The 19,054-nt window shown below is 73.4% G+C and carries 15 protein-coding genes and 1 pseudogene; 4 read left to right on the top strand and 12 right to left on the bottom strand.

Going from position 1 to position 19,054, the window contains the following annotated elements; translation table 11 throughout:
* Positions 1-99: 99 nt before the first annotated feature.
* Positions 100-3,672 (bottom strand): hydantoinase B/oxoprolinase family protein, encoded by a 3,573-nt coding sequence (locus tag F7Q99_RS00245; protein ID WP_153459528.1) that lies wholly within the window; start codon positions 3,670-3,672, stop codon positions 100-102.
* A 110-nt stretch (positions 3,673-3,782) separates the two neighbouring features.
* On the opposite strand from F7Q99_RS00245, the gene F7Q99_RS00240 reads away from it, so the two are divergent.
* Entirely contained in the window at positions 3,783-4,940 is a 1,158-nt protein-coding gene (locus tag F7Q99_RS00240; protein ID WP_153459527.1) for a Rossmann-fold NAD(P)-binding domain-containing protein, read from the top strand.
* A 3-nt stretch (positions 4,941-4,943) separates the two neighbouring features.
* On the opposite strand, the gene F7Q99_RS00235 is transcribed toward F7Q99_RS00240, so the two are convergent.
* The 4 genes from F7Q99_RS00235 to F7Q99_RS00220 all read right to left on the bottom strand — a co-directional run bounded on the left by F7Q99_RS00235 (position 4,944) and on the right by F7Q99_RS00220 (position 7,609).
* Entirely contained in the window at positions 4,944-5,561 is a 618-nt protein-coding gene (locus tag F7Q99_RS00235; RefSeq protein ID WP_153459526.1) for a hypothetical protein, read from the bottom strand.
* Between the two features lie 105 nt (positions 5,562-5,666).
* The gene (locus tag F7Q99_RS00230) at positions 5,667-6,395 is read right to left on the bottom strand and encodes a TetR/AcrR family transcriptional regulator (RefSeq protein ID WP_153459525.1); all 729 of its coding nucleotides are present in this window, start codon (positions 6,393-6,395) and stop codon (positions 5,667-5,669) included.
* 39 nt (positions 6,396-6,434) lie between these two features.
* Positions 6,435-7,067, bottom strand: coding sequence for a copper resistance CopC family protein (locus F7Q99_RS00225; RefSeq protein ID WP_153459524.1), 633 nt, complete (start codon positions 7,065-7,067; stop codon positions 6,435-6,437).
* The gene (locus F7Q99_RS00220; RefSeq protein ID WP_153459523.1) at positions 7,064-7,609 is read right to left on the bottom strand and encodes a hypothetical protein; all 546 of its coding nucleotides are present in this window, start codon (positions 7,607-7,609) and stop codon (positions 7,064-7,066) included. The genes F7Q99_RS00225 and F7Q99_RS00220 overlap by 4 nt, the downstream gene beginning before the upstream one ends.
* Before the next feature lie 293 nt (positions 7,610-7,902).
* Between F7Q99_RS00220 and F7Q99_RS00215 the strand changes: the two genes are divergently transcribed.
* Complete coding sequence (locus F7Q99_RS00215; protein WP_153459522.1) at positions 7,903-8,700, top strand: TIGR03084 family metal-binding protein; 798 nt, start codon at positions 7,903-7,905, stop codon at positions 8,698-8,700.
* Positions 8,701-8,806: 106 nt separating this feature from the next.
* Here the strand turns inward: F7Q99_RS00215 and F7Q99_RS00210 are convergent, their stop codons facing one another.
* Complete coding sequence (locus F7Q99_RS00210; RefSeq protein WP_153459521.1) at positions 8,807-10,009, bottom strand: IS110 family RNA-guided transposase; 1,203 nt, start codon at positions 10,007-10,009, stop codon at positions 8,807-8,809.
* A 35-nt stretch (positions 10,010-10,044) separates the two neighbouring features.
* On the opposite strand from F7Q99_RS00210, the pseudogene F7Q99_RS43005 reads away from it, so the two are divergent.
* Together F7Q99_RS43005 and F7Q99_RS43000 are read left to right on the top strand one after the other, a co-directional pair.
* Positions 10,045-10,377 (top strand): annotated as a pseudogene (locus tag F7Q99_RS43005) (hypothetical protein); the annotation flags it as partial.
* A gap of 64 nt (positions 10,378-10,441) precedes the next feature.
* A complete protein-coding gene (locus tag F7Q99_RS43000; protein WP_326846091.1) occupies positions 10,442-10,636 on the top strand; it encodes an SgcJ/EcaC family oxidoreductase in 195 nt (64 codons plus the stop codon).
* Between the two features lie 92 nt (positions 10,637-10,728).
* On the opposite strand, the gene F7Q99_RS00200 is transcribed toward F7Q99_RS43000, so the two are convergent.
* The 6 genes from F7Q99_RS00200 to F7Q99_RS00175 all read right to left on the bottom strand — a co-directional run bounded on the left by F7Q99_RS00200 (position 10,729) and on the right by F7Q99_RS00175 (position 19,021).
* Positions 10,729-11,973: an RNA polymerase sigma factor gene (locus F7Q99_RS00200; protein WP_326846090.1), complete on the bottom strand. Its 1,245-nt coding sequence runs from the start codon at positions 11,971-11,973 to the stop codon at positions 10,729-10,731.
* Entirely contained in the window at positions 11,970-12,308 is a 339-nt protein-coding gene (locus F7Q99_RS00195) for a YciI family protein (protein WP_153459519.1), read from the bottom strand. The genes F7Q99_RS00200 and F7Q99_RS00195 overlap by 4 nt, the downstream gene beginning before the upstream one ends.
* Before the next feature lie 202 nt (positions 12,309-12,510).
* Complete coding sequence (locus F7Q99_RS00190; protein WP_153459518.1) at positions 12,511-13,995, bottom strand: M28 family peptidase; 1,485 nt, start codon at positions 13,993-13,995, stop codon at positions 12,511-12,513.
* A 95-nt stretch (positions 13,996-14,090) separates the two neighbouring features.
* The gene (locus F7Q99_RS00185; RefSeq protein ID WP_153459517.1) at positions 14,091-15,914 is read right to left on the bottom strand and encodes an ABC transporter ATP-binding protein; all 1,824 of its coding nucleotides are present in this window, start codon (positions 15,912-15,914) and stop codon (positions 14,091-14,093) included.
* Entirely contained in the window at positions 15,911-17,854 is a 1,944-nt protein-coding gene (locus F7Q99_RS42995; RefSeq protein WP_326846089.1) for an ABC transporter ATP-binding protein, read from the bottom strand. Before F7Q99_RS42995 ends, F7Q99_RS00185 begins: the two co-directional genes overlap by 4 nt.
* Positions 17,855-18,046: 192 nt before the next feature.
* Positions 18,047-19,021, bottom strand: coding sequence for an NADP-dependent oxidoreductase (locus F7Q99_RS00175; protein WP_326846088.1), 975 nt, complete (start codon positions 19,019-19,021; stop codon positions 18,047-18,049).
* Positions 19,022-19,054: the final 33 nt, after the last annotated feature.

The following is a 19,054-nucleotide window of genomic DNA, read 5'->3' as shown; positions in this document are numbered from 1 at the left end:
TGGCCGGGCATGCTTCATTTGTGAAATTTCACAGAGTGAGTGCAATGTTACTGACGATGAGGGTCTCAGAAGTGGATATTGGGGAGCCTCAAGCGGAGCTTATGCATGGCCGTAGCCGCCACCGCCCGGGGTGCGGACCTCCAGGGCGTCGCCGGCCGCCAGGTCGGCGTTGGCGCAGCCGGGGAGGGTCTCGGTGCTGCCGTCGTGGCGCAGGACGCGGTTGCTGCCGAGGGTGCCCGGCGAGCCGCCGGCCAGGCCGTACGGCGGGACGCGGCGGTGGCCGGACAGGATGCTGATCGTCACCGGTTCGCGGAAGCGCAGCCGGCGCAGGGCGCCGTTGCCGCCGGGCCAGCGGCCGGTGCCGCCGCTGTCGGGGCGGACGGCGAACTCCTCGACGAGGACGGGCAGGCGCCATTCGAGGACTTCGGGGTCGGTGAGCCGGGAGTTGGTCATGTGGGTCTGGACGGCGTCGGCGCCGGGGAAGCCCGGGCCGGCGCCGGAGCCGGAGGCGATGGTCTCGTAGTACTGGTGGCGTTCGTTGCCGAAACTGAGGTTGTTCATCGTGCCGGAGCCCTCGGCCTGGACGCCGAGAGCGGCGTAGAGCGCGCCGGTGATGGCCTGTGAGGTCTCGACGTTGCCGGCGGCGACGGCGGCGGGGTACACCGGGGCGAGCATCGAGCCGGGCGGGACGACGATCCGCAGGGGGCGCAGGCAGCCGTCGTTGAGCGGGATGTCGTCGGCGACGAGGGTGCGGAACACGTACAGGACGGCCGCGGTGACGACGGCGGAGGGCGCGTTGAGGTTGCCGTCGAGCTGGGGCGAGGTGCCGGTGAAGTCGATGGTCGCGGTGCGGTGTTCGCGGTCGACCCGGACCTCGACGGCGATCACGGCGCCGGAGTCCGTCTCGTAGCGGTAGGCGCCGTCGGACAGGCCGTCGACGGCCCTGCGCACCGCCTGCTCGGCGTTGTCCTGGACGTGCCGCATGTAGGCCTGGACGACGTCGAGGCCGAAGTGCTCGATCATCGCCTTCACTTCGTCGACGCCCTTGCGGTTGGCGGCGATCTGGGCGCGCAGGTCGGCGAGGTTGGTGGCCGGGTCGCGGGACGGGAACGGGGCCTCGGTGAGCAGCCGCAGGGTCTCGGCCTCGCGGAGCCGGCCGTCCGTCACCAGCAGCCAGTTGTCGAGGAGCACGCCCTCCTCGTGGATTTCCCGGCTGGCGGCGGGCATCGAGCCGGGGCTGATGCCGCCGATCTCGGCGTGGTGGCCGCGGGAGGCGACGAAGAACAGCAGTTCGCGGCCGGCCGGGTCGAAGACCGGCGTCACCACGGTGATGTCGGGCAGGTGGGTGCCGCCGTGGTACGGGTCGTTGACGGCGTAGGCGTCGCCGGGGCGCAGGCGCGGGCCGCGGCGGCGGAGCACCTCCTTGACGGTGGTGCCCATCGAACCGAGGTGGACCGGGATGTGCGGCGCGTTGGCGACGAGGTTGCCGTCCGGGTCGAAGAGGGCGCAGGAGAAGTCGAGCCGCTCCTTGATGTTGACCGACTGCGCGGTGGATTCCAGCCGGGCGCCCATCTGTTGGGCGATCGCCATGAAGAGGTTGTTGAAGATCTCCAGCAGTACGGGGTCGGCCCGGGTCGACACCCCGGCTTCGGCGCGGGCCTCGACCTGCTCGACCAGCAGGTGGCCGGCCGGCGTCACGGTGGCTCGCCAGCCGTCGTCCACGACGGTGGTGGCGTTGGCCTCGGCGATGACGGCCGGACCGGTCACGGTGTCGTCCGGTCGCATCGACTCGCGCTCCAGCAGCGGGACTTGGCGCCAGGCGCCACCCGTGTAGAGCGGCACCTCGGTAGGCTCGGGCGACTCGGCCGGGGCGGGGGAGAGCGCGTCGAGTCCGGGCTGCTCGGTGAGGCCGGTGGCCTCGACGGCGAGCGCCTCGATCACCAGCGGACGGTCCATCAGGAAGGAGTAGGTGGCGCGGTGCCGCTCCTCGAACTCGGCGGCCATGACGTCGGGTTGGCCCAGCGTGACGCCGATGGTGGTGTCGGTGCCCTGGTAGCGCAGCCGGGCCCGGTAGACCAGTCGGATCCGGTCCGGCGGGGTGCCCTGGTCGAGCAGTTCGGCGGTGGAGGCCGCCGCCAGCTCGTCGGCCAGCGCACGGACACCGGCCATCTCCTGGGCGGCCAGCGGGCGTTCGACGGCGTGCTCGCGCAGGACGGTGGTGTCGGCCAGGCCGATGCCGAGGGCGGACAGCACCCCGGCCATCGGCGGGACCAGCACGGTGCGGACGCCCAGCGCCTCGGCGACCGCGCAGGCGTGCTGGCCGCCCGCGCCGCCGAAGGTGGTCAGCGCGTACCGGGTCACGTCGTGGCCCTGCTGGACGGAGATCCGCTTGATCGCGTTGGCGATGTTTCCGACCGCGATCCGCAGGAAGCCCTCGGCGGCCTCCTCCGCCGAGCAGTCGCCGATCTCCCTGACCAGTTCGGAGAAGCGGTGTCGCGTCAGGTCGAGGTCGAGTCCCTCGTCGCCGTCGGGCCCGAAGACGCGGGGGAAGTGGTCGGCCTGGATCCGGCCGAGCAGCAGATTGGCGTCGGTCACGGTCAGCGGCCCGCCGCCCCGGTAGCAGGCCGGGCCGGGGTCGGCGCCCGCCGAGTCCGGCCCGACCCGCAGCCGGCCGCCGTCGAAGCGCAGCACCGAGCCGCCGCCGGCCGCGACGGTGTGGATCGCCAGCATCGGCGCCCGCAGCCGCACCCCGGAGACCTGGGTGGTCACCACCCGCTCGTACTCGCCCGCGAAGTGCGAGACGTCGGTGGACGTGCCGCCCATGTCGAAGCCGATCACGCGGTCGTAGCCGGCCAGTCGGGACATCCGCACCATGCCGACGATGCCGCCGGCCGGGCCGGAGAGGATCGCGTCCTTGCCGCGGAAGTGCCCGGCCTCGGCCAGGCCGCCGTTGGACTGCATGAACATCAGCCGGACACCGGCCAGTTCGTCGGCCACCTGCCGGACGTAGCGGCGCAGGCCGGGGGAGAGGTAGGCGTCGACCACGGCGGTGTCCCCGCGCGGCACCAGCTTCATCAGCGGGCTCGCCTCGCTGGACAACGACACCTGGGCGAAGCCGAGTTGTGCGGCGAGGCGGCCGATCGCCTGCTCGTGCGCGGGGTGCAGGTAGCTGTGCAGGCAGACCACGGCGACGGACCGGATGTCGTCCCGCAGGCAGCGGCGCAGGTCCTCGGCGAGCCGGTCGAGATCGGGCGACCGCAGCACCGTGCCGTCGGCGGCGATCCGCTCGTCCACCTCGACGACCCGGGCGTACAGCGGCTCGGGCAGCACGATCTCACGGGCGAAGATGTGCGGCCGGTTCTGGTAGCCGATCCGCAGCGCGTCCGCGAACCCGCGCGTGATGACCAGGGCGGTCGGCTCTCCGGTGCGCTCCAGCAGGGCGTTGGTGGCCACCGTGGTGCCCATCCGTACGGTGTCGATGCCCGCGCCGGGTGGAAGCAGGGCCCGGATGCCGGCCACGGCCGGGTCCCGGTAGCGGGCGGGGTCGTGCGAGAGCAGCTTGTGGGTCAGCAGGCGGCCGTCCGGCGCGAGCGCGACGACGTCGGTGAAGGTTCCGCCCCGGTCCACCCAGAACTGCCAGCCCCTGGACTGCGCCCCTTCGGATCGGGCCATGCCCGGCTCCCTCCGCCGTGCCCCGGTAACCCCTGGACGAGTATCCGACCGGGCGAACCAGCCGGGCAAACGGGACATACTGGGCATGCGGACCGACCCGGGAGGCAGTGATGACGACCACGACGGTGGGGGTGCTCCGGGAGACCGCCCCGGGCGAGCGCCGGGTGGCCCTCGTGCCCGACCTCGTGCCGGCCGTCGGCCGCCTCGGCGCGAAGGTTCTCGTCGAGCCCGGCGCCGGCGCCCTCGCCGGCCACCACGACGCCGACTACCGGGCCGCGGGCGCCGCCCTCGCCGGGCGCGCCGAACTGCTGCGCCGAGCGGACGTGCTGCTCGGCGTCCACCCGCCGGCCGTCGACCCGGCGCACGACCTGCACCCCGGGCAGGTGCTGGCCGCGATGCTGCGCCCGCACCGGATCCCGTACCTGGTCCGGCAGTGGGCGGACCGGGGAGTCACGGCGATCGGCCTCGACCTGGCGCCATCCGTCCTGCCCGCCGGCTACCCGCTGGACGCCGAGGCCTCCCAGGCCAGGGTCGCCGGCTACCGGGCGGTGCTGCTCGCGGCCGCCCGGCTCGACCGCTGCCTGCCGCCCTGGGGCACGGCAGACGCGCTGTTCGACCCGGTCCGGGTCCTGGTGGTCGGGGCCGGTCACGCCGGCCTCCAGGCGACCGACACGGCCCGCCGGCTCGGCGCACAGGTCGGCGCGGTCGAGCTGCGCCGCCACGAGCGGGCCGCCGTGGCCGCGCTGGGGGTCGGCCTGCTGGACCTCCCCGGTCTTCACCCCGTCGCCGACGACCGGGAACTGCGGCGCACCCTCGACCACGAGCGCTCCGCCTGGACGGCGGGACTCGGCGAGGCCGCCGCGCACCACGACCTCGTGGTCACCGACCTCGGGCTGCCCGGCCGGATGCCCCCTGTGCTGCTCACCACGGCCGCGGTGGCGGCGATGCGGCCCGGCTCGGTGCTGGTGGACCTGGCGGCCGGCCCCGAGGGCGGCAACATCGAGGGCGTCCGGCCGGACACCACGATGCTGGTCGGCGACGGGGTCACGGTGATCGGCGCCGGGGACCTCGCCGCGCAGGTGCCCGGCACGGCGTCGCGTGCCTACGCCCACAACGTGGTCGCGCTGCTCGCCCGCCTGCCGCACGACGGATCGCTCGTGGCCGACCCTGTCCTGGGCCCGATGCTGGTGACCCACCGGGGGACCGTGCTGCACGAACCCACCGGACGGCTGCTCCTGGAGGCGACCGCCGCGGCCGGCCTGCCATAGCTCTCAGACCGAGGCCCCGGCGTGCGAGAACAGCACGGCGTGGCGGGCGATCGATCCGGCGTGTGCCGCGCACTGCTGGTAGCAGCAGGCCAGCAGCACGAGGTCTGCGGTGTCGACGGGATCCGCCTCCTCGGCACGGATCAGCCGCTCGTAGAGAAGCCGCTGGCGCCGGCCGGCCTCGTGCAGCTCCGTCAGGACGTCCGCGACGCCCTCGGGCGCACCGGACTCCAGGACGTCGGCCGCCCGCGCGACCAGGTCCAGGGCCGCGTCCGCGATCCCGTCCAGCGGGGCCCGCAACGGCTCGTCGAACGGCTCCCGCTCCTGTCGCGCCCACGCCGCCTCCAGCAGCCGCTGGGCGAGCTGCCCGAGCGCCTCCGCCTCGGTGCCCACATGGACGCCGACGACCACCCCGGCCGGCCCGTCGAGCAGGCCGGCCGCGTCCTCCTCGATCCGGGCCCGCAGCTCCGCCAGGGCCTTCTCGGCGGCCGGCACGCCCTCGACCTCGTCGGCCGGACTCGTCAGCGCGGCCGTCGCCCCGCTCAGCGCGGTGTGCGCCAGCCGGACCAGACCGGCCAGCTCCGCGATCAGCGCGCGGTACGTGCCGTCTCCGTCCTCAGGCATCGGTCCACTCCCGTCCTCGGCCCACCTCTGCCGAACGCCCGCCCGTTGCGCCCCGCCCCGACCAGTGTCGCCCCGCCCACCGTGACCGGCCGCCCGGAGCCCGAATCAGCCCACCGCGTCCCGCGTGCCCGGCCGGGCGTCATGAGCGGCGTCAGGCTCCGGTGCGCGGCTGTCGTCGTGGGCCATGACCTCGCCCGGCATCCGCAGGAGGGCGGAGGCCACCGAGGCGGCGGCGTTGGACGGGGTGTCGCCGAGACCGACCATCAGGGCCGTCAGTTGCGCGAGCAGGCAGCTCTCGGCGTTCCAGGGCGGCAGGAGGTAGCCGCCCAGTTCGAGGGTGACCAGGCCGTGCACGGCGGACCACATCTGGTGGGCCACCAGGGCCGGGTCCGACGCGCGGAAGCGGCCCGCCTCGATGCAACGGGCGGCGCACTGCACCACCCCGGTCAGCGTGTACCGGCCGTGCTGGCGATCCTCCTCGCCGATCGAGAACCCGCCCAGCAGCGCCCCGCCGAACATCACCCCGTACAGGTGCGGGTTGTCGAGCGCGTTGCAGCGGTAGGCGAAGCCCAGGACGGTGAGGTCGGCGACCGGGTCGGTCGTGCGGCGGACCCGGTCGAAGTGCCGCTGGAGCCGGGTGAACCCCTCGTGCACGGTGGCGCGCACCAGGCCGTTCATCCCGCCGAAGTGGGTGTAGAGGGCCATCGTCGAGCTGCCCGCCTCGGCGGCGATCCGCCGTGCGGAGAGCGCTCTGGGCCCCTCCTCAGTGAGCAGCCGGGCGGCGATGTCGAGCAGGGCCGGGCGGGCGGCGGGATCGCGGCGACGGGGACTCATACCGGTGTGGTCTCCAGAGATCGGTCGCAGGGGGCGTGCTCAGGGGTCGGAGCGGGCCTTTGGGCGGGCGCGGCCGCGACGCACCCGAGGGCGGCGGATCATCAGCAGGACGGCCCCGGGCAGGAGCAGGGCGTCCAGGCAGAGCAGCGCGATGTTCCACGGGCCGTCGACGCCGTGGTCGTGGGCGCCGTGGCCGGAGGGCCCGGAGACGGCTCCGGTGTCGCCCTGCGGCCCGGCGGCGCCGGAGCCCACCGAGAAGCCGGTCACCCCCGAGACCTCCCCGCCGCCGGCGAGGGCGAGCCGGTAGGTGACCAGGTAGGCGCCCGTCCGGGAGATCGACACCGGGGTGATCACCCGTTGCCCGTCCACCCGGGGGGCGCTGCCGTCGACCGCGACGCCGTTCTCGCCGGTCACCCGGACGAAGACGCTCCTCGGCCGGAGCTCACCGGTGAACGCCAGCGCCACCTCGGCGGGCGGCGACTGCACCGAGCCGCCGTCGGCCGGCGTGGCCGCCTTCAGCCGGACCGGCTCCGAGGAGCTGAGCCAGCCGACCGCGACGAGCAGCACCACCAGCGCGGCGACGCCGGTGGCCATCCGCCGCTGGAAGGAGCGCACGGCGGGTGGCGCGCTCCCCCCGGCACGGCGGGCGGGGCGGGCCGGAGCGAGCGTCATGCGCCCGTCGCGGCCAGCGGCCTGTGCTCGACGGCCTGGCAGCTGCACGTCATCTGCTCGGCCTCGGCCGCGCTGGGCCGCAGGTGGAGGTACATCGCGACAACCATCGGGAGGAAGACGATCGTGTTGTAGAAGAGGTGCAACTCGACCCGGGCGAACACCAGTTGCAGGATGCTGGTCGGTACCGGCCTGCCGAACAGGTTGTGGCCGGTCTGCGCCTGGAGCAGGAGCAGCAGGTGCTCGATGTGGTGCCAGAACTGGATGCCCAGCGCGATGTTCCACCACGTCCGCGCGCGTCCGACGAAGCCGGGGCGCAACAGGAACAGGCCGATCAGCATGACGATCGCGTAGCCGTAGTGCAGCCACTCGGAGGTGACCAGCCACGGGTAGGCGTACCCGAGCACGCCTCTGGCCTTGGGGACGGGCCAGCCGAGGCCCCAGATCTGGTAGGCCTGGGTCAGGTGTTCGGCCCAGTGCGCGATGACGACGAACAGGAAGAGGTTGAGCGCGGCCCGGTGGTGCTGGACGAGTGTCGTCCTCATGAGTCCTCCCGTTGGGGGCGGATGTACGGGGGCGGGGTCTCCGGCAGGCGGTGGGGCCTGCGCCACGCTGGTACACCCAGACTGCCAACTCCCGGATTCCGTACCCGTCTTCGAGATTGCGCAGTCGTGGTGCGCGTGGCCCGTGCCTGCCGTCGGCGTGCGCGGGGGGTCCGCACGATCGGAGAAGGCCGGAGATCTCCCCCGGCCCATACTGAAGGTCGCCAATCGTAGTGCAGCTCAGTCGATATGACGGCCAATCAGTTCAGATCGATCGGAATGAGGACGGACACAGGATGGCGGACCCGCAGGACGTGATCGCGGCGCTGAGCGCCGAGGGTGCCGAGGTCGACCGGCTCGTGGCGGACCTGGACGACGAGCAGTGGCGCCTGCCCACCCCGGCACCGGGCTGGACCATCGCCCACCAGATCGCCCATCTGTCGGCGACCTTCAAGATGGCCGGTACGGCGGCGGGGGAGCCGGACGCCTTCCGGGCGGTCGCCTCCCGGATCGGCGGCGACTTCAACGGGGCGGTGCAGACCGCGCTGCTCCCGTACCTGGCCGAGCCGCCGGAGCGGCTCTACGCCCTCTGGCAGGCCGAACGGGCGGCGGCGGAGAAGGCGTTGGCGGAGGTGCCGGCCGGGCAGGTGGTGCCCTGGCTGGTGCGGCCGCTCCCGGCGCCGGTGCTGGCCGCCGCGGGGATGATGGAGCTGTTCGCCCACGGCCAGGACATCGCGGACACCCTCGGGGTCGCCCGCCGGCACACCGACCGGCTCCGGCCGCTGGTGGAATTCGCCGTCCGGGTCTGGGACTTCGGCTACCAGGCGCGGCAACTCACGCCGCCCGACAAGGAGTTCCGGTTCGAGATCACGGCTCCGTCCGGCGCGCTCTGGGCGTACGGCCCGGTCGACGCGACGGACCGGGTGACCGGGCCGGCCGAGGACTTCTGCCTGCTGGTGACCAGGCGCCGGCACCGTGACGACCTCGCGGTGACCGCCACGGGCGCCGACGCACAGCACTGGATGGACATCGCGCAGGCCTACCGCGGGCCCGCCGGGGAGGGCCGCACCCCCGGGCAGTTCGCCGGCCGGTAGGCCCCGAGGCAGCGGCGACCGGAAGCGGCGACAACCCGAAGCACCGGCAACCCGAAGCACCGGCAACCCGAGGATTCCGACCGACAGGAGAATCTCAATGACCGTGTCAAGCCGTCTGCGTGACGGGTGGGACGGAGGTGAACTCCCTCTTGTCACGCAGCATCGCCCACAGGACGTTCACTCGGCGGCGGGCGAGCGCGAGCAGGGCCTGAGTATGGATCAGCCCCTCGGCGCGCTTCTTGAGGTAGTAGTCCCGCGATGGGCCCGGACGCATCATCGAGGACTGCGCGGACATGTAGAACAGCCAGCGCAGACGGCGGTTGTAGCGCTTGGGCCGGTGATAGTTGCCGGTCCGGCGCCCGGAGTCGCGGGGCACCGGCGCGAGGCCGGCATGCGAGGCCAGGCGGCCGGCGTCCCGGTAGCCGGACAGGTCGCCGGCGATGGCGACGAACTCGGCGCCCAGGATGGGGCCCATGCCGGGCAGGGACTCGATGATCTCGGCGCGTTCGTCGGTGCGGAAGGTCTTCCGGATCTCCCGGTCGTTGTCCTTGATCCGCTCGTCCAGGGCGAGGAGCTGGTGGGCCAGGTCGCAGACCAGTTTGGCGGCACGAACCTCGCCGGGCAGGGCGGTGAGCTGGGACTGGGCGGCCTCCACGGCCTTGACGGCGACGTCGGCGGCGTTGCGCACCCTGCGCCGATCCAGCCAGGTGGTCAGCCGCTTGACGCCGATCCGCCGCAGGGCGGCCGGGGTCTGGTACTCGGTCAGCATCACGACCGGGCCCTTGGCCGCCGAGTAGTCGAAGGCCCGTTCCAGGGCCGGGCAGATACCCACCAGCAGGTCCCGCAGCCGGTTGATCAGCCGGACGCGGTCGGCGATCAGGTCGCGCCGGTAGCCGGTCAGCAACTGCAGCGTGGACACCAGTTCCGGCGGCGTCTCGATCGGGGCGAAGTCTCGGCGCATGCGAGCCTGGTCGGCGATGACCAGGGCGTCCTTGGCGTCGGTCTTACCCTCGCCGCGGTAGGCGCCTGTCATGCGATTGACGGTACGGCCGGGCACGTAGACGACCTGCTGGCCGTCGGCGATCAGCAGGGCCAGCAGCAGCGCGCTGGCCCTGCCGGAGATGTCCACCGCCCAGCGCACCTCATCGGCCTTCTCCCGGGCCGCCCCGATGAGTTGGAGGATCTGGCCCTCGTCGTTGATCACCTTGGTCGAGAACAGCGTCCGGCCCTCGGCGTCGACCGCCACCGCCCAGTGATGCCCCTTGCCGGCGTCGATGCCGACCCATATCCGCTCGTGCGACCCGCTCAAGCCTTGCGCTCCGTTCCACCGTGACCAGCACCTCCATGGCCCGAGGAACACTCCGCCGACAGGTCCTTAACCAGCGATGCCCGCAGTTCTCAATCAGCAGTCGGAGCGTCCCGGAGGACCGGGCGGCCATTCTCCTGGAGCCATCAAGGGCAACCACGCCATCAGCCACACCCGGTCCTCCCGGACCGCCCAACATTCTTAAGGAACCCGCCATGCCCGAGATGCCCGACCTCACCCCGGACCAGGCCGCCGCCGTCGGCGTCCCGCAGCGCATCGTCGCCGCCTGGGCCGGGCACGACCACGACGCCTTCGCCGACCTCTTCACCGAGGACGCCCACCTGATCCTCGCCGGCGGCGTCTTCCTCCAGGGGCGCGAGGCCATCCGCGCGTTCATGGCCCAGGCCCTACGCCGGCCCGTTCAAGGGCACCCAGGTGACCGGCCAGCCGCTGGCGGCGAAGTTCCACGGGCCGGACTTCGCCCTCGTGGTCACCCAGGGCGGCGTGCTCGCCCCGGGCGAGACCGAGGTCGCCGGCGAGCGGGCGATCCGGGCGACCTGGATGCTGGCCCGGCAGGACGGCGGCTGGCTGATCGCCGGCTACCAGAACACCCCGATCCACGCGGGCTGACACCGCGCACCGGACCCCGGGACCCGCCACCCGCCGGTGGCGGGTCCTTCCCGTGCCGCTCCCGCCCGTACAGGGGGCACGGGCCGCCGAGGTCACCCGGCGCAGGCGCCGACCTCGGCGATGCGGCGGGCGAGGTACTTGCGCTCGGTGTCGCTGGTGGCCAGGTCGAGAGCGCTACGGTACGCCTGGGCGGCCTCCTCCCAGCGGTTGAGCCTGCGCAGCAGGTCCGCCCGGACGGCGGGCAGCAGGTGGTAGCCGTTGAGCTCGCGGCCGTTGGAGAGCTCGTCGACCAGCGCCAGGCCGGCCGCCGGCCCCTCGGCCATCGCGACGGCCACCGCCCGGTTCAGCTCCACGACAGGCGACGGCGCGAGCCCGGCGAGGCGCCCGTACAGATGGGCGATGGCCGCCCAGTCGGTGTCCGCCTCGGAGTCCGCGGTCGCGTGGCAGGCGGCGATGGTGGCCTGCAGCTGGTAGTGGCCGACCTCGCCGAGGTCCAGGGCGGACTCCAGCAGGGCGACGCCCTCGTCGATCTCCGCTCGCCGCCAGCGGGCGCGGTCCTGGTCGGCGAGCGGGACGAGTTCGCCGTTCTCGCTGACCCGGGCGTCCCGGCGGGCGTGGTGGAGCAGCATCAGCGCGTTGAGGCCGAGCACCTCGGGCTGGTCGGGCATCAGCCGGGCGAGCAGCCGGGCGAGCCGGATCGCCTCGCCGCACAGGTCGGGCCGCAGCAGGTCGGCGCCGGTGGAGGCGGCGTAGCCCTCGTTGAACAGCAGGTACAGCACGGCGAGGACGCCGGGCAGCCGCTGCGGCAGCAGTTCCGCGCCGGGCACCTGGTACGGGATGCGGGAGTGGCGGATCTTCTCCTTGCCGCGCACCAGGCGCTTGGCCATGGTCTGCTCGGAGACGAGGCAGGCGCGGGCGATCTCGGCGGTGGTCAGGCCGGCCAGGGTGCGCAGGGTCAGGGCGACCCGGGAGACCAGCGGCAGCGCGGGGTGGCAGCAGGTGAACATGAGCCGGAGGCGGTCGTCCCCGATGCCGCTCGGCTCGGCGGGCAGGCGTTCCTCCGCGTGGCGCAGGTCCACGGCGATCTGCTGGAGCTTGACGGCCTCGACCTTGCGGCGGCGCAGCCGGTCGATCGCCCGGTTGCGGGCGGTGGTGACGATCCACGCGCCCGGGCGGGCGGGAACGCCGTCCTGCGGCCATCGGGCGAGCGCCTGCGCGAAGGCCTCCTGCGCGCATTCCTCGGCGAGGTTCCAGTCGCCGGTGGTGCGGATCAACGTCGCGACCACCCGGGCCCATTCGGCCCGAAAGGTGGCCGCGACCGCCGACTCGACGCTCACCCCCGGAACGGCCGGATCTCGATCACGCCCCGCTCGGCGACCGGGTGGCGGGAGGCGATGTCGATCGCCTCCTTCAGGTCGGCGCAGTCGATGATGTCGTAACCGGCGATGACCTCCTTGGTCTCCGCGAACGGTCCGTCGCCGAGCACGACCTCGCCGCCGCGCAGACGGACGGTGGTGGCCGCGTGGTAGGGGCTCAGCTCGTCGCCGTGCAGCCGGATGCCGGCTGCGTCCAGCTCGTCGGCCCAGGGCATCGGCTCGTCGGGCTCGACCGGCTCCTGCGGCTCGCGCTCGTAGGCGGCCCGGTCGACACAGACGAAGAGCATGAACTTCATGGCTCCTACCTCCAGTTGACGCATCCGCGGCAGTCCGATTCTAGGGTGCCCCGCCGCCGGCCGCCCGGTGATCGCACCAGGCGGCCGGGGAGGAGTATCCCGCCACCGCACCCCCACGACGAACAGGGAGTACGGAATTGGACAGCCGTGTCGCGGCCGGAGGTCCGTGGCGCCGGGCCGCCCGCGCGCTCAGACCCGGCCGTCAGACCCGGCCGGGCAGGCCTTCCGCGGCGAGCCGCTTGACGACGGCCCACGCGACGGCGCCGAACTCCGCCAGCGCCTGCCGGTTGACGTTGTCGAGCGTGTCGCAGGCCTGGTGGAAGCAGGGATCGTTCTCCTTGCCCGCCGTGCCGCCGTACTTCCCGGCCTGTTCCTCGGTCTTGACCTCGGCGGCGCCGCCGAACAGGCCGCCGGTCGGGACGCCGGCGTTCATCAGGGGGCCGTAGTCGGACCCGCCGACGAAACTGGTGGGCGGGTGCGGGTCGGTGACCATGCCGCGCCTGGCGAACTCGTCGGTGAACAGCTCGGCGATCCGCTCCGACCCGGCCGGGCCGCTGCCGTCGAAGACGTAGCGGACGTAGTTCGGCGAGCCGATCGAGTCGAGGTGCACCGCCGCGAAGATCTTCCCGAGTTCGGCCGGGCCGACCGTGTTCACGTAGTGGTACGACCCCTGCCGCCCGATCGCGCCGGTGGCGGGGTCGCGCACCGCGCGCGTCTCCTCGGCGCCGAAGAAGGCGAACCGGACCTTGTAATGCGGCGGCACCCGCAGGCGGGAGAGCTGCCGGGCGATCTCCAGGGCGGTGGCCACGCCGCTGCCGTTCTCGTTGATGCCCGGCCCGCTGGGCAGCGCGTCGAGTTCGGCGTGCACCAGCAGGACGTGGTCCGGGTCTCCGCCCCGGGTCTCCGCGATGATGTTCCTGGTGCGCGCGTGGGGGTCGTTCAGCGTGTGGGTGGTCACGTGGACGACCGCACCGCCGGCGGCCTGGGACGCCTGGTAGAGCGCGAGTCCGTCGGCGTAGCCCAGCGCGCCCACCACGGGTATCGCCGCGGGCTCGCCGATGGTGCCGGACATCGGCTGGTCCCGGCCCGGCTGGCCCTCGTTGAAGAGCACCGCCGCCGCGTAGCCGGCCGCCTGGGCGTTGAGCGCCTTGACGCCGAAGCCGCAGCCGCCGCGCTGGATCAGGGCGATGCGGACGCTGCCGGCCGGCACCAGCGGGAAGTCCGCGACGGCGCACCCGGAGGCCGAACTCGGCTGCGGCGTCGGCGGGATGACGACGTTGCTCGTCGGGACCAGTTGGCCGGTCACGTCCCCGCTGCCCGAGTAGACGAACGTGTCGGCGTGGAAGGTCACGGCCGCGGGGGAGACCTCGTTCAGCGCCGCGGGCGCCAGCTCCCGGTAGAGCGGGACGGTGAAGGGCTGCTCCTGGATCGTGTACCCCGCGGCCCGCAGGGTCCGCTCGACGTAGTCGGCGGCCGCGTCGAAGCCGGGAGTCCCGGAGGTGCGGATGCCCTCGTGGCGGTCGGCGATGCGCTGGAGCGCGCGTTCGTGGGCGAGGATGCCCCGGGCCGTCACGCCCCGGGCCGCGGCGAGGTCACCGGAGACGTCCTCGGCGCTCGCCGGCTGTGCCGTCCCCGCGACGGCGACCGTGGTGAGCAGGGTGGTCAGGACAGCGAACCATCTTCGCAAGGTTCCTCCTCGTATCGGGTGGTGCCAGGTGGAACGGCCCGCCGGGGGAACCCGGCGGGCCGTGGTCGGTGCGGCGGGGCCTACGTGTGGCGGGCCTACTTGTAGGCGAGCGCCTGGAGCTCGAACAGCTCCGCGTAGAGGCCGCCGGCCTTCATCAGGGCGGTGTGGTCCCCGGTCTCGACGATCCGGCCGTCGCGGACGACGACGATCAGGTCCGCCATCCGGACGGTGGAGAACCGGTGCGAGACGAGCAGCGTGATCGCGCCGGTCGATGCCCCGAGCGTGCGCGCCTGCGCCGCGTAACGCTCGAACAGGTGGTGCTCGGCCTCCGGGTCGAGTGCGGAGGTGGGTTCGTCCAGCACCAGGAGCAGCGGGGTCTCGCGCATGAGCGCCCGGCCGAGGGCCAGCTTCTGCCACTGCCCGCCGGAGAGTTCGGCGCCCTCGGTGTAGCTGGTGCCTAGCTGCGTGTCCAGGCCGTCCGCCAACTGGCCGATGAGGTCGGTGGCGTGGGCCTTCTCCAGGGCCGCCCGGACGGACGTGTCGTCGTCGATCCGGGGCAGGTCGCCGAGGCCGACGGTGGACCGGGCGGGCAGCTCGTAGCGGACGAAGTCCTGGAAGCCGGCGGCGATCCGCTCGCGCCACTGCTCGGCCGGCAGCTGCCGCAGGTCGGTGCCGTCGAGCAGGACGCGCCCCCGGGAGGGCCGGTAGAGCCCGCAGAGCAGCTTCACCAGGGTGCTCTTGCCCGCGCCGTTCTCGCCGATGACGGCGACGGTGGAGCCGGCGGGCAGGGTCAGCGAGACGTCGGTCAGCACCGGGGTGTCCGTGCCGGGGTAGGCGAAGTCGACGCCCTCCAGCTCGATGCCGCGGGTGAACGTCTCCGGCGGCGTCTGCCGCCCTGCGCCGGGCGCGGTCTCGGCGGAGGGCCGCTGCGCCGGCGCCGTCGCCGCGGCCGTGGTCACCAGGCCGCGCATGGTGTCCATCCGGCGCAGCGTGCCGGCCATCCGCTGCAGGTCGCCCAGCAGGTTGACGGCGGAGGCGACCTGCCGGTTGACCTGGGTGGCGAGCGAGATCACCAGGACGACGTCGCCGACGCCGTGGTGGCCGGCGATCGCCTCGCGGATCACCAGGATCATCGCGCCCATGTAGGCGAGGCCGAAGACGGTCTGGCCGGCCGCGCGGACCAAGGCGGCGCGGGTGTTGGCGTGCCACAGGCCGCGGCTGGTGGTCTCCCACAACTCGGCGTGGCGGCGGCGCAGTTCGTCGCTCATCCGGAAGACCCGCAGCTCGCCGGCGAAGCGGGCGGAGGAGGCCAGGCGGAAGAGGTTGAGCGCGATCCGGGTGGGTTGGGCGGTGTCCGTCCTGGCCCGGTCGGTGATGGCCTCGGCCTTGCGGCCGGCGATCAGCGGCGGCACGGCGGCCAGCGGCAGCAGCAGGAGCAGCGGGTTCAGCCGGGCCAGCAGGACGGCGGTGAAGACGACGGCCAGGAGCAGCCCGAAGGTGCTGAACAGCGCCTGGAGCGCGTTCGGGAAGCGCCGGCTCTCGGGCTGGAGGACGGTCACGAGGTCGGCGTAGTCCGGTCGTTCGTGGTGCTCGATGCCCTCGTAGCCGTTGGAGAGGGTCATCAGCTCCTCGACGAAGTGCAGTTCGGCGAGTTCGGCGAGCTCGAAGTAGGCGACGTGGGCGAAGTTGCCGAACGACAGCGTCACCACGGCCAGGACGGCGACGACCACGCCGTACCCGCCAGCGTCGCCGGTCCGGCCGTCGACGACGGCGTCCGTCATCAGGCCCAGGAAGGCGGCGAGCAGGGGGGCGGCGACGGCCCCGGCCATCATCAGGACGACGGCGGTGACGGTCTTGCGCCAGTCCACGCGCCAGGCGATCGAAAGCAGCCGCCACGCGCCGGTCAGTGTCTCCTTCATCGCGCCCTCCCGGCGGTCTCGGCGTCGGGGTCCGCCTCGGCGGTCTCGGCAACCTCGCCGGCGTCCCCGTCCGTCCCGTCCGTGAAACGGTCCGCCTGGAGGCGGAAGAGGCGGGCGTACCGGCCGTCGGCGGCGAGCAGTTCGTCGTGGCTGCCCTGCTCGGCCACCCGGCCGCCCTCGAGCACGACGATCCGGTCGGCCTGCCGGACGGTGGAGAAGCGGTGCGAGATCAGCAGGGTGGTGGCCCCGCGGGACAGTTCGGTGAACTCCTGGAAGAAGCCGGCCTCGGCGCGGACGTCGAGGCTCGCCGTGGGCTCGTCCAGGACGAGGACGGGCGAGCCGTGCCGCAGCGCGAACAGGGCGCGGGCGAGGGCGACGCGCTGCCACTGCCCGCCGGAGAGGTCGCCGCCGCCGTCCAGGTGGCGTGCGAGCGGGGTGTCCAGGCCGCGGGGCAGCCCGTCGAGGGCCTCCCGCAGGCCGACGGCGTCCACCACGGCCGCCACCCCGGCGCGGTCGTCGAGGTGGGCGACCGACCCGAAGGCGATGTTGTCGGCCGCGGACACCTCGTACCGCGCGAAGTCCTGGAAGATGACGCCGAGTTTGGCCCGCCAGGCGTTGACCGGGTAGGAGCGGATGTCCACCCCGTCCAGCCGGATCGTGCCGGAGGTCGGCTCGTAGAGCCGGGCGAGCAGCTTGACGAGGGTGGTCTTGCCCGCGCCGTTGAGGCCGACCAGGGCGGTGCACCGGCCGACCGTCAGGGTGAGGTCCAGCCCGTCGAGGATCATCCGGTCCTCGCCGGGGTAGTGGAAGCACACGTTCTCGAAGGTGATGGTGGCGGCGGGCTCGGGCACCTCGGCGGGGGCCGTCGAAGCGGCCACGGGCTGCGGTTCGTCCTCGCCGATCCGGGCCAGGAAGCGCCTGACGGCGCCGTAGGCGTGCATGCCGACGGCCGTCGGAAGGTCGGATTCCCGGTAGAACTCCCCGAGGTTCAGCGCGCTGAGCGCCGCGGTGACCACGAGGGCGAAGTCGGTGAGGGTGAGCTCCGGGTCCGGCCCGGCCGCGCCGCGCCCCACCAGGGCCATCACCGTCGCGGTCACCGCCATGCCCCAGGCCGTGAACCAGACGAACGGCCAGAGGTAGATCCGGCGGCGGGCCGCCCACAGCGGCTTCAGCCAGTCGAGGTAGCACTGCCGCCACAGGCCGCGCAGCCACCCGATCAGGCCGAAGATCCGGATCTCCTTGGCCGCGCCGGCGTCGATCGCCAGGGCGCGCAGATAGTCGTTCTTGAGCTCGGCGCCGTCGAGTTCGAAGCGGACGTCGGCGTACTTGCGCAGGCCGCCGCGCAGCCCGTAGCGGAACAGCATGACCGCGACGACCAGCCCGGCCGCGGCCGGCCAGGAAAAGACGGCGCCCACCACCCCGGCGTAGCCGGCGAGTTGGGTGTAGCGGCCGATCAGCGCCAGCTGCCCAGCGCAGGCCTGGCCGGGGCTCTGCACCCAGGTCTCCAGCTCCCGCGCGGCGGTCCGCAGGTCCTCGACGACCTGCGGGTCCTCCAGCGGGCCGACGCTCGTCGTGCCGGTCGAGGCGGCGATCACGTCGTCGATCACCCGGCCGTCGATCCGCCGGGCCACCAGCTCGCCGACCGACTCGCGGACCGGCGCGACGACCTGCTGCCCGATGAAGGCCACCGCGGCCACCGTGAACGCGCCGAGCAGCGAGCTCCAGGCGTCCGAGTCCAGCCCGCCGGCCATCGCCGCGGGCACCTTGCCGAGCAGCACCGCGGTGGCGACGACGAACACCACCGGCAGGGCGCCGAGCAGCAGGTTCACCAGCACGTCGACGGCGATCAGCCCGGCGCCCGCGCGGCGGGTCAGCGCCGAGATCTCCAGGCGTTCCCGGACCAGCCGGGCGGCCGTGCTCTCCGGCCCCGGGGCGGTCACCTCGCACGCTCCAGGGCGCCGCGTTCCAGATCCTTCGCCATCGCTCCTCCGTGTCTCCGGTCGTGTCTCGTGGCCGCGTGGTGACCGGGCCACTGCCGCCACCGCGACGAACCGCCAACTGCCTGATGGACACCGGGGCCGGGGTGCGCCGGGAGAACCCGCCACACCCCGCCCGACGGCCGTCGCCGCCGCTCAGAGACGGAGCACGACCTTGCCCACGTACGCGCCGTGCATCAGGTTGACCGCCGCGTCGACGCCGTTCTCCAGGCCGTCCACGATCGTCTCCGCGACGACGATCTCCCCTGAGCGGACCCAGCGCGGGAACCGCTCGTCGAAGACCGGGAACAGCTCGGGGTGGTCGAAGGTGTAGTAGCCGAGGAGTTCGAGCCGCTTGCCGATCACGGCCATCATGTTCCGCGGGCCCTGCACGACCCCGGTGCGGATCTCCTCGTTGCGCCCGCCCATGACGATCCGTCCGCGCGGCCGCATCGCGTCGATCGCCGCCTCCAGCTGGGCACCGCCGACGTTGTCGTAGAACACGTCCAGCTCCGGCAGCCGGGGCCGGACGTCCTGGTGGTAGTCGAAGGCGTCGTCGAAGCCGAGGCGCTCCTTCAGGTAGCGCACCTTCTCCGGCGTGCCCGCCGAGCCGATCACCCGGGTCGCCCCCCGCAGCCGGGCGAGCTGGCCCGCCATGCTGCCCACCGCGCCGGCCGCGCTGGACACGAAGAACGTGTCCCCGGCGCGGATCTGGGCGACCTCGGTGCCGACGTAGGCCGTCAGCCCGAAGCACAGGTGGTGGGTCAACGACGGATAGGCGTCCGGGTCGACCCGGCGGAACTCGCCGGCCTGCGCGACGGCGTAGTCGCGGAAGCCGAACCGGTGCCAGACGATGTCGCCGGGGCCCAGCCGCTCGTCGGCGCTCTCGACGACCTCGCCGATCGCATCGCTCCACATCGGCTCCCCGGGCGTGAAGTCGGGGATGTCCAGCCGGCTCAGGTCGTTCGTCCGCAGGACCAGCCCGGGGTCGATCGACATGAACAGGTTGCGCACGACGACCTGCCCCGGGCCCGGCTCCGGGACCGGCACCTCCACGATCCGGGTGTCTCCGGCCGCAGGAAAGCGGCCCCGCGGCCGGGACACCAGGTGCACCTCACGACCCAGCCTCACGTGAACTCCCCCCTGTGTGGCGGCCGACCCGCC

Source organism: Streptomyces kaniharaensis, assembly GCF_009569385.1.
In the GTDB taxonomy this organism is placed as follows: Bacteria; Actinomycetota; Actinomycetes; order Streptomycetales; family Streptomycetaceae; genus Kitasatospora; species Kitasatospora kaniharaensis.
Note: the sequence above shows the minus strand (reverse complement) of the source record. Positions and strands in the feature narration are given on the sequence as shown.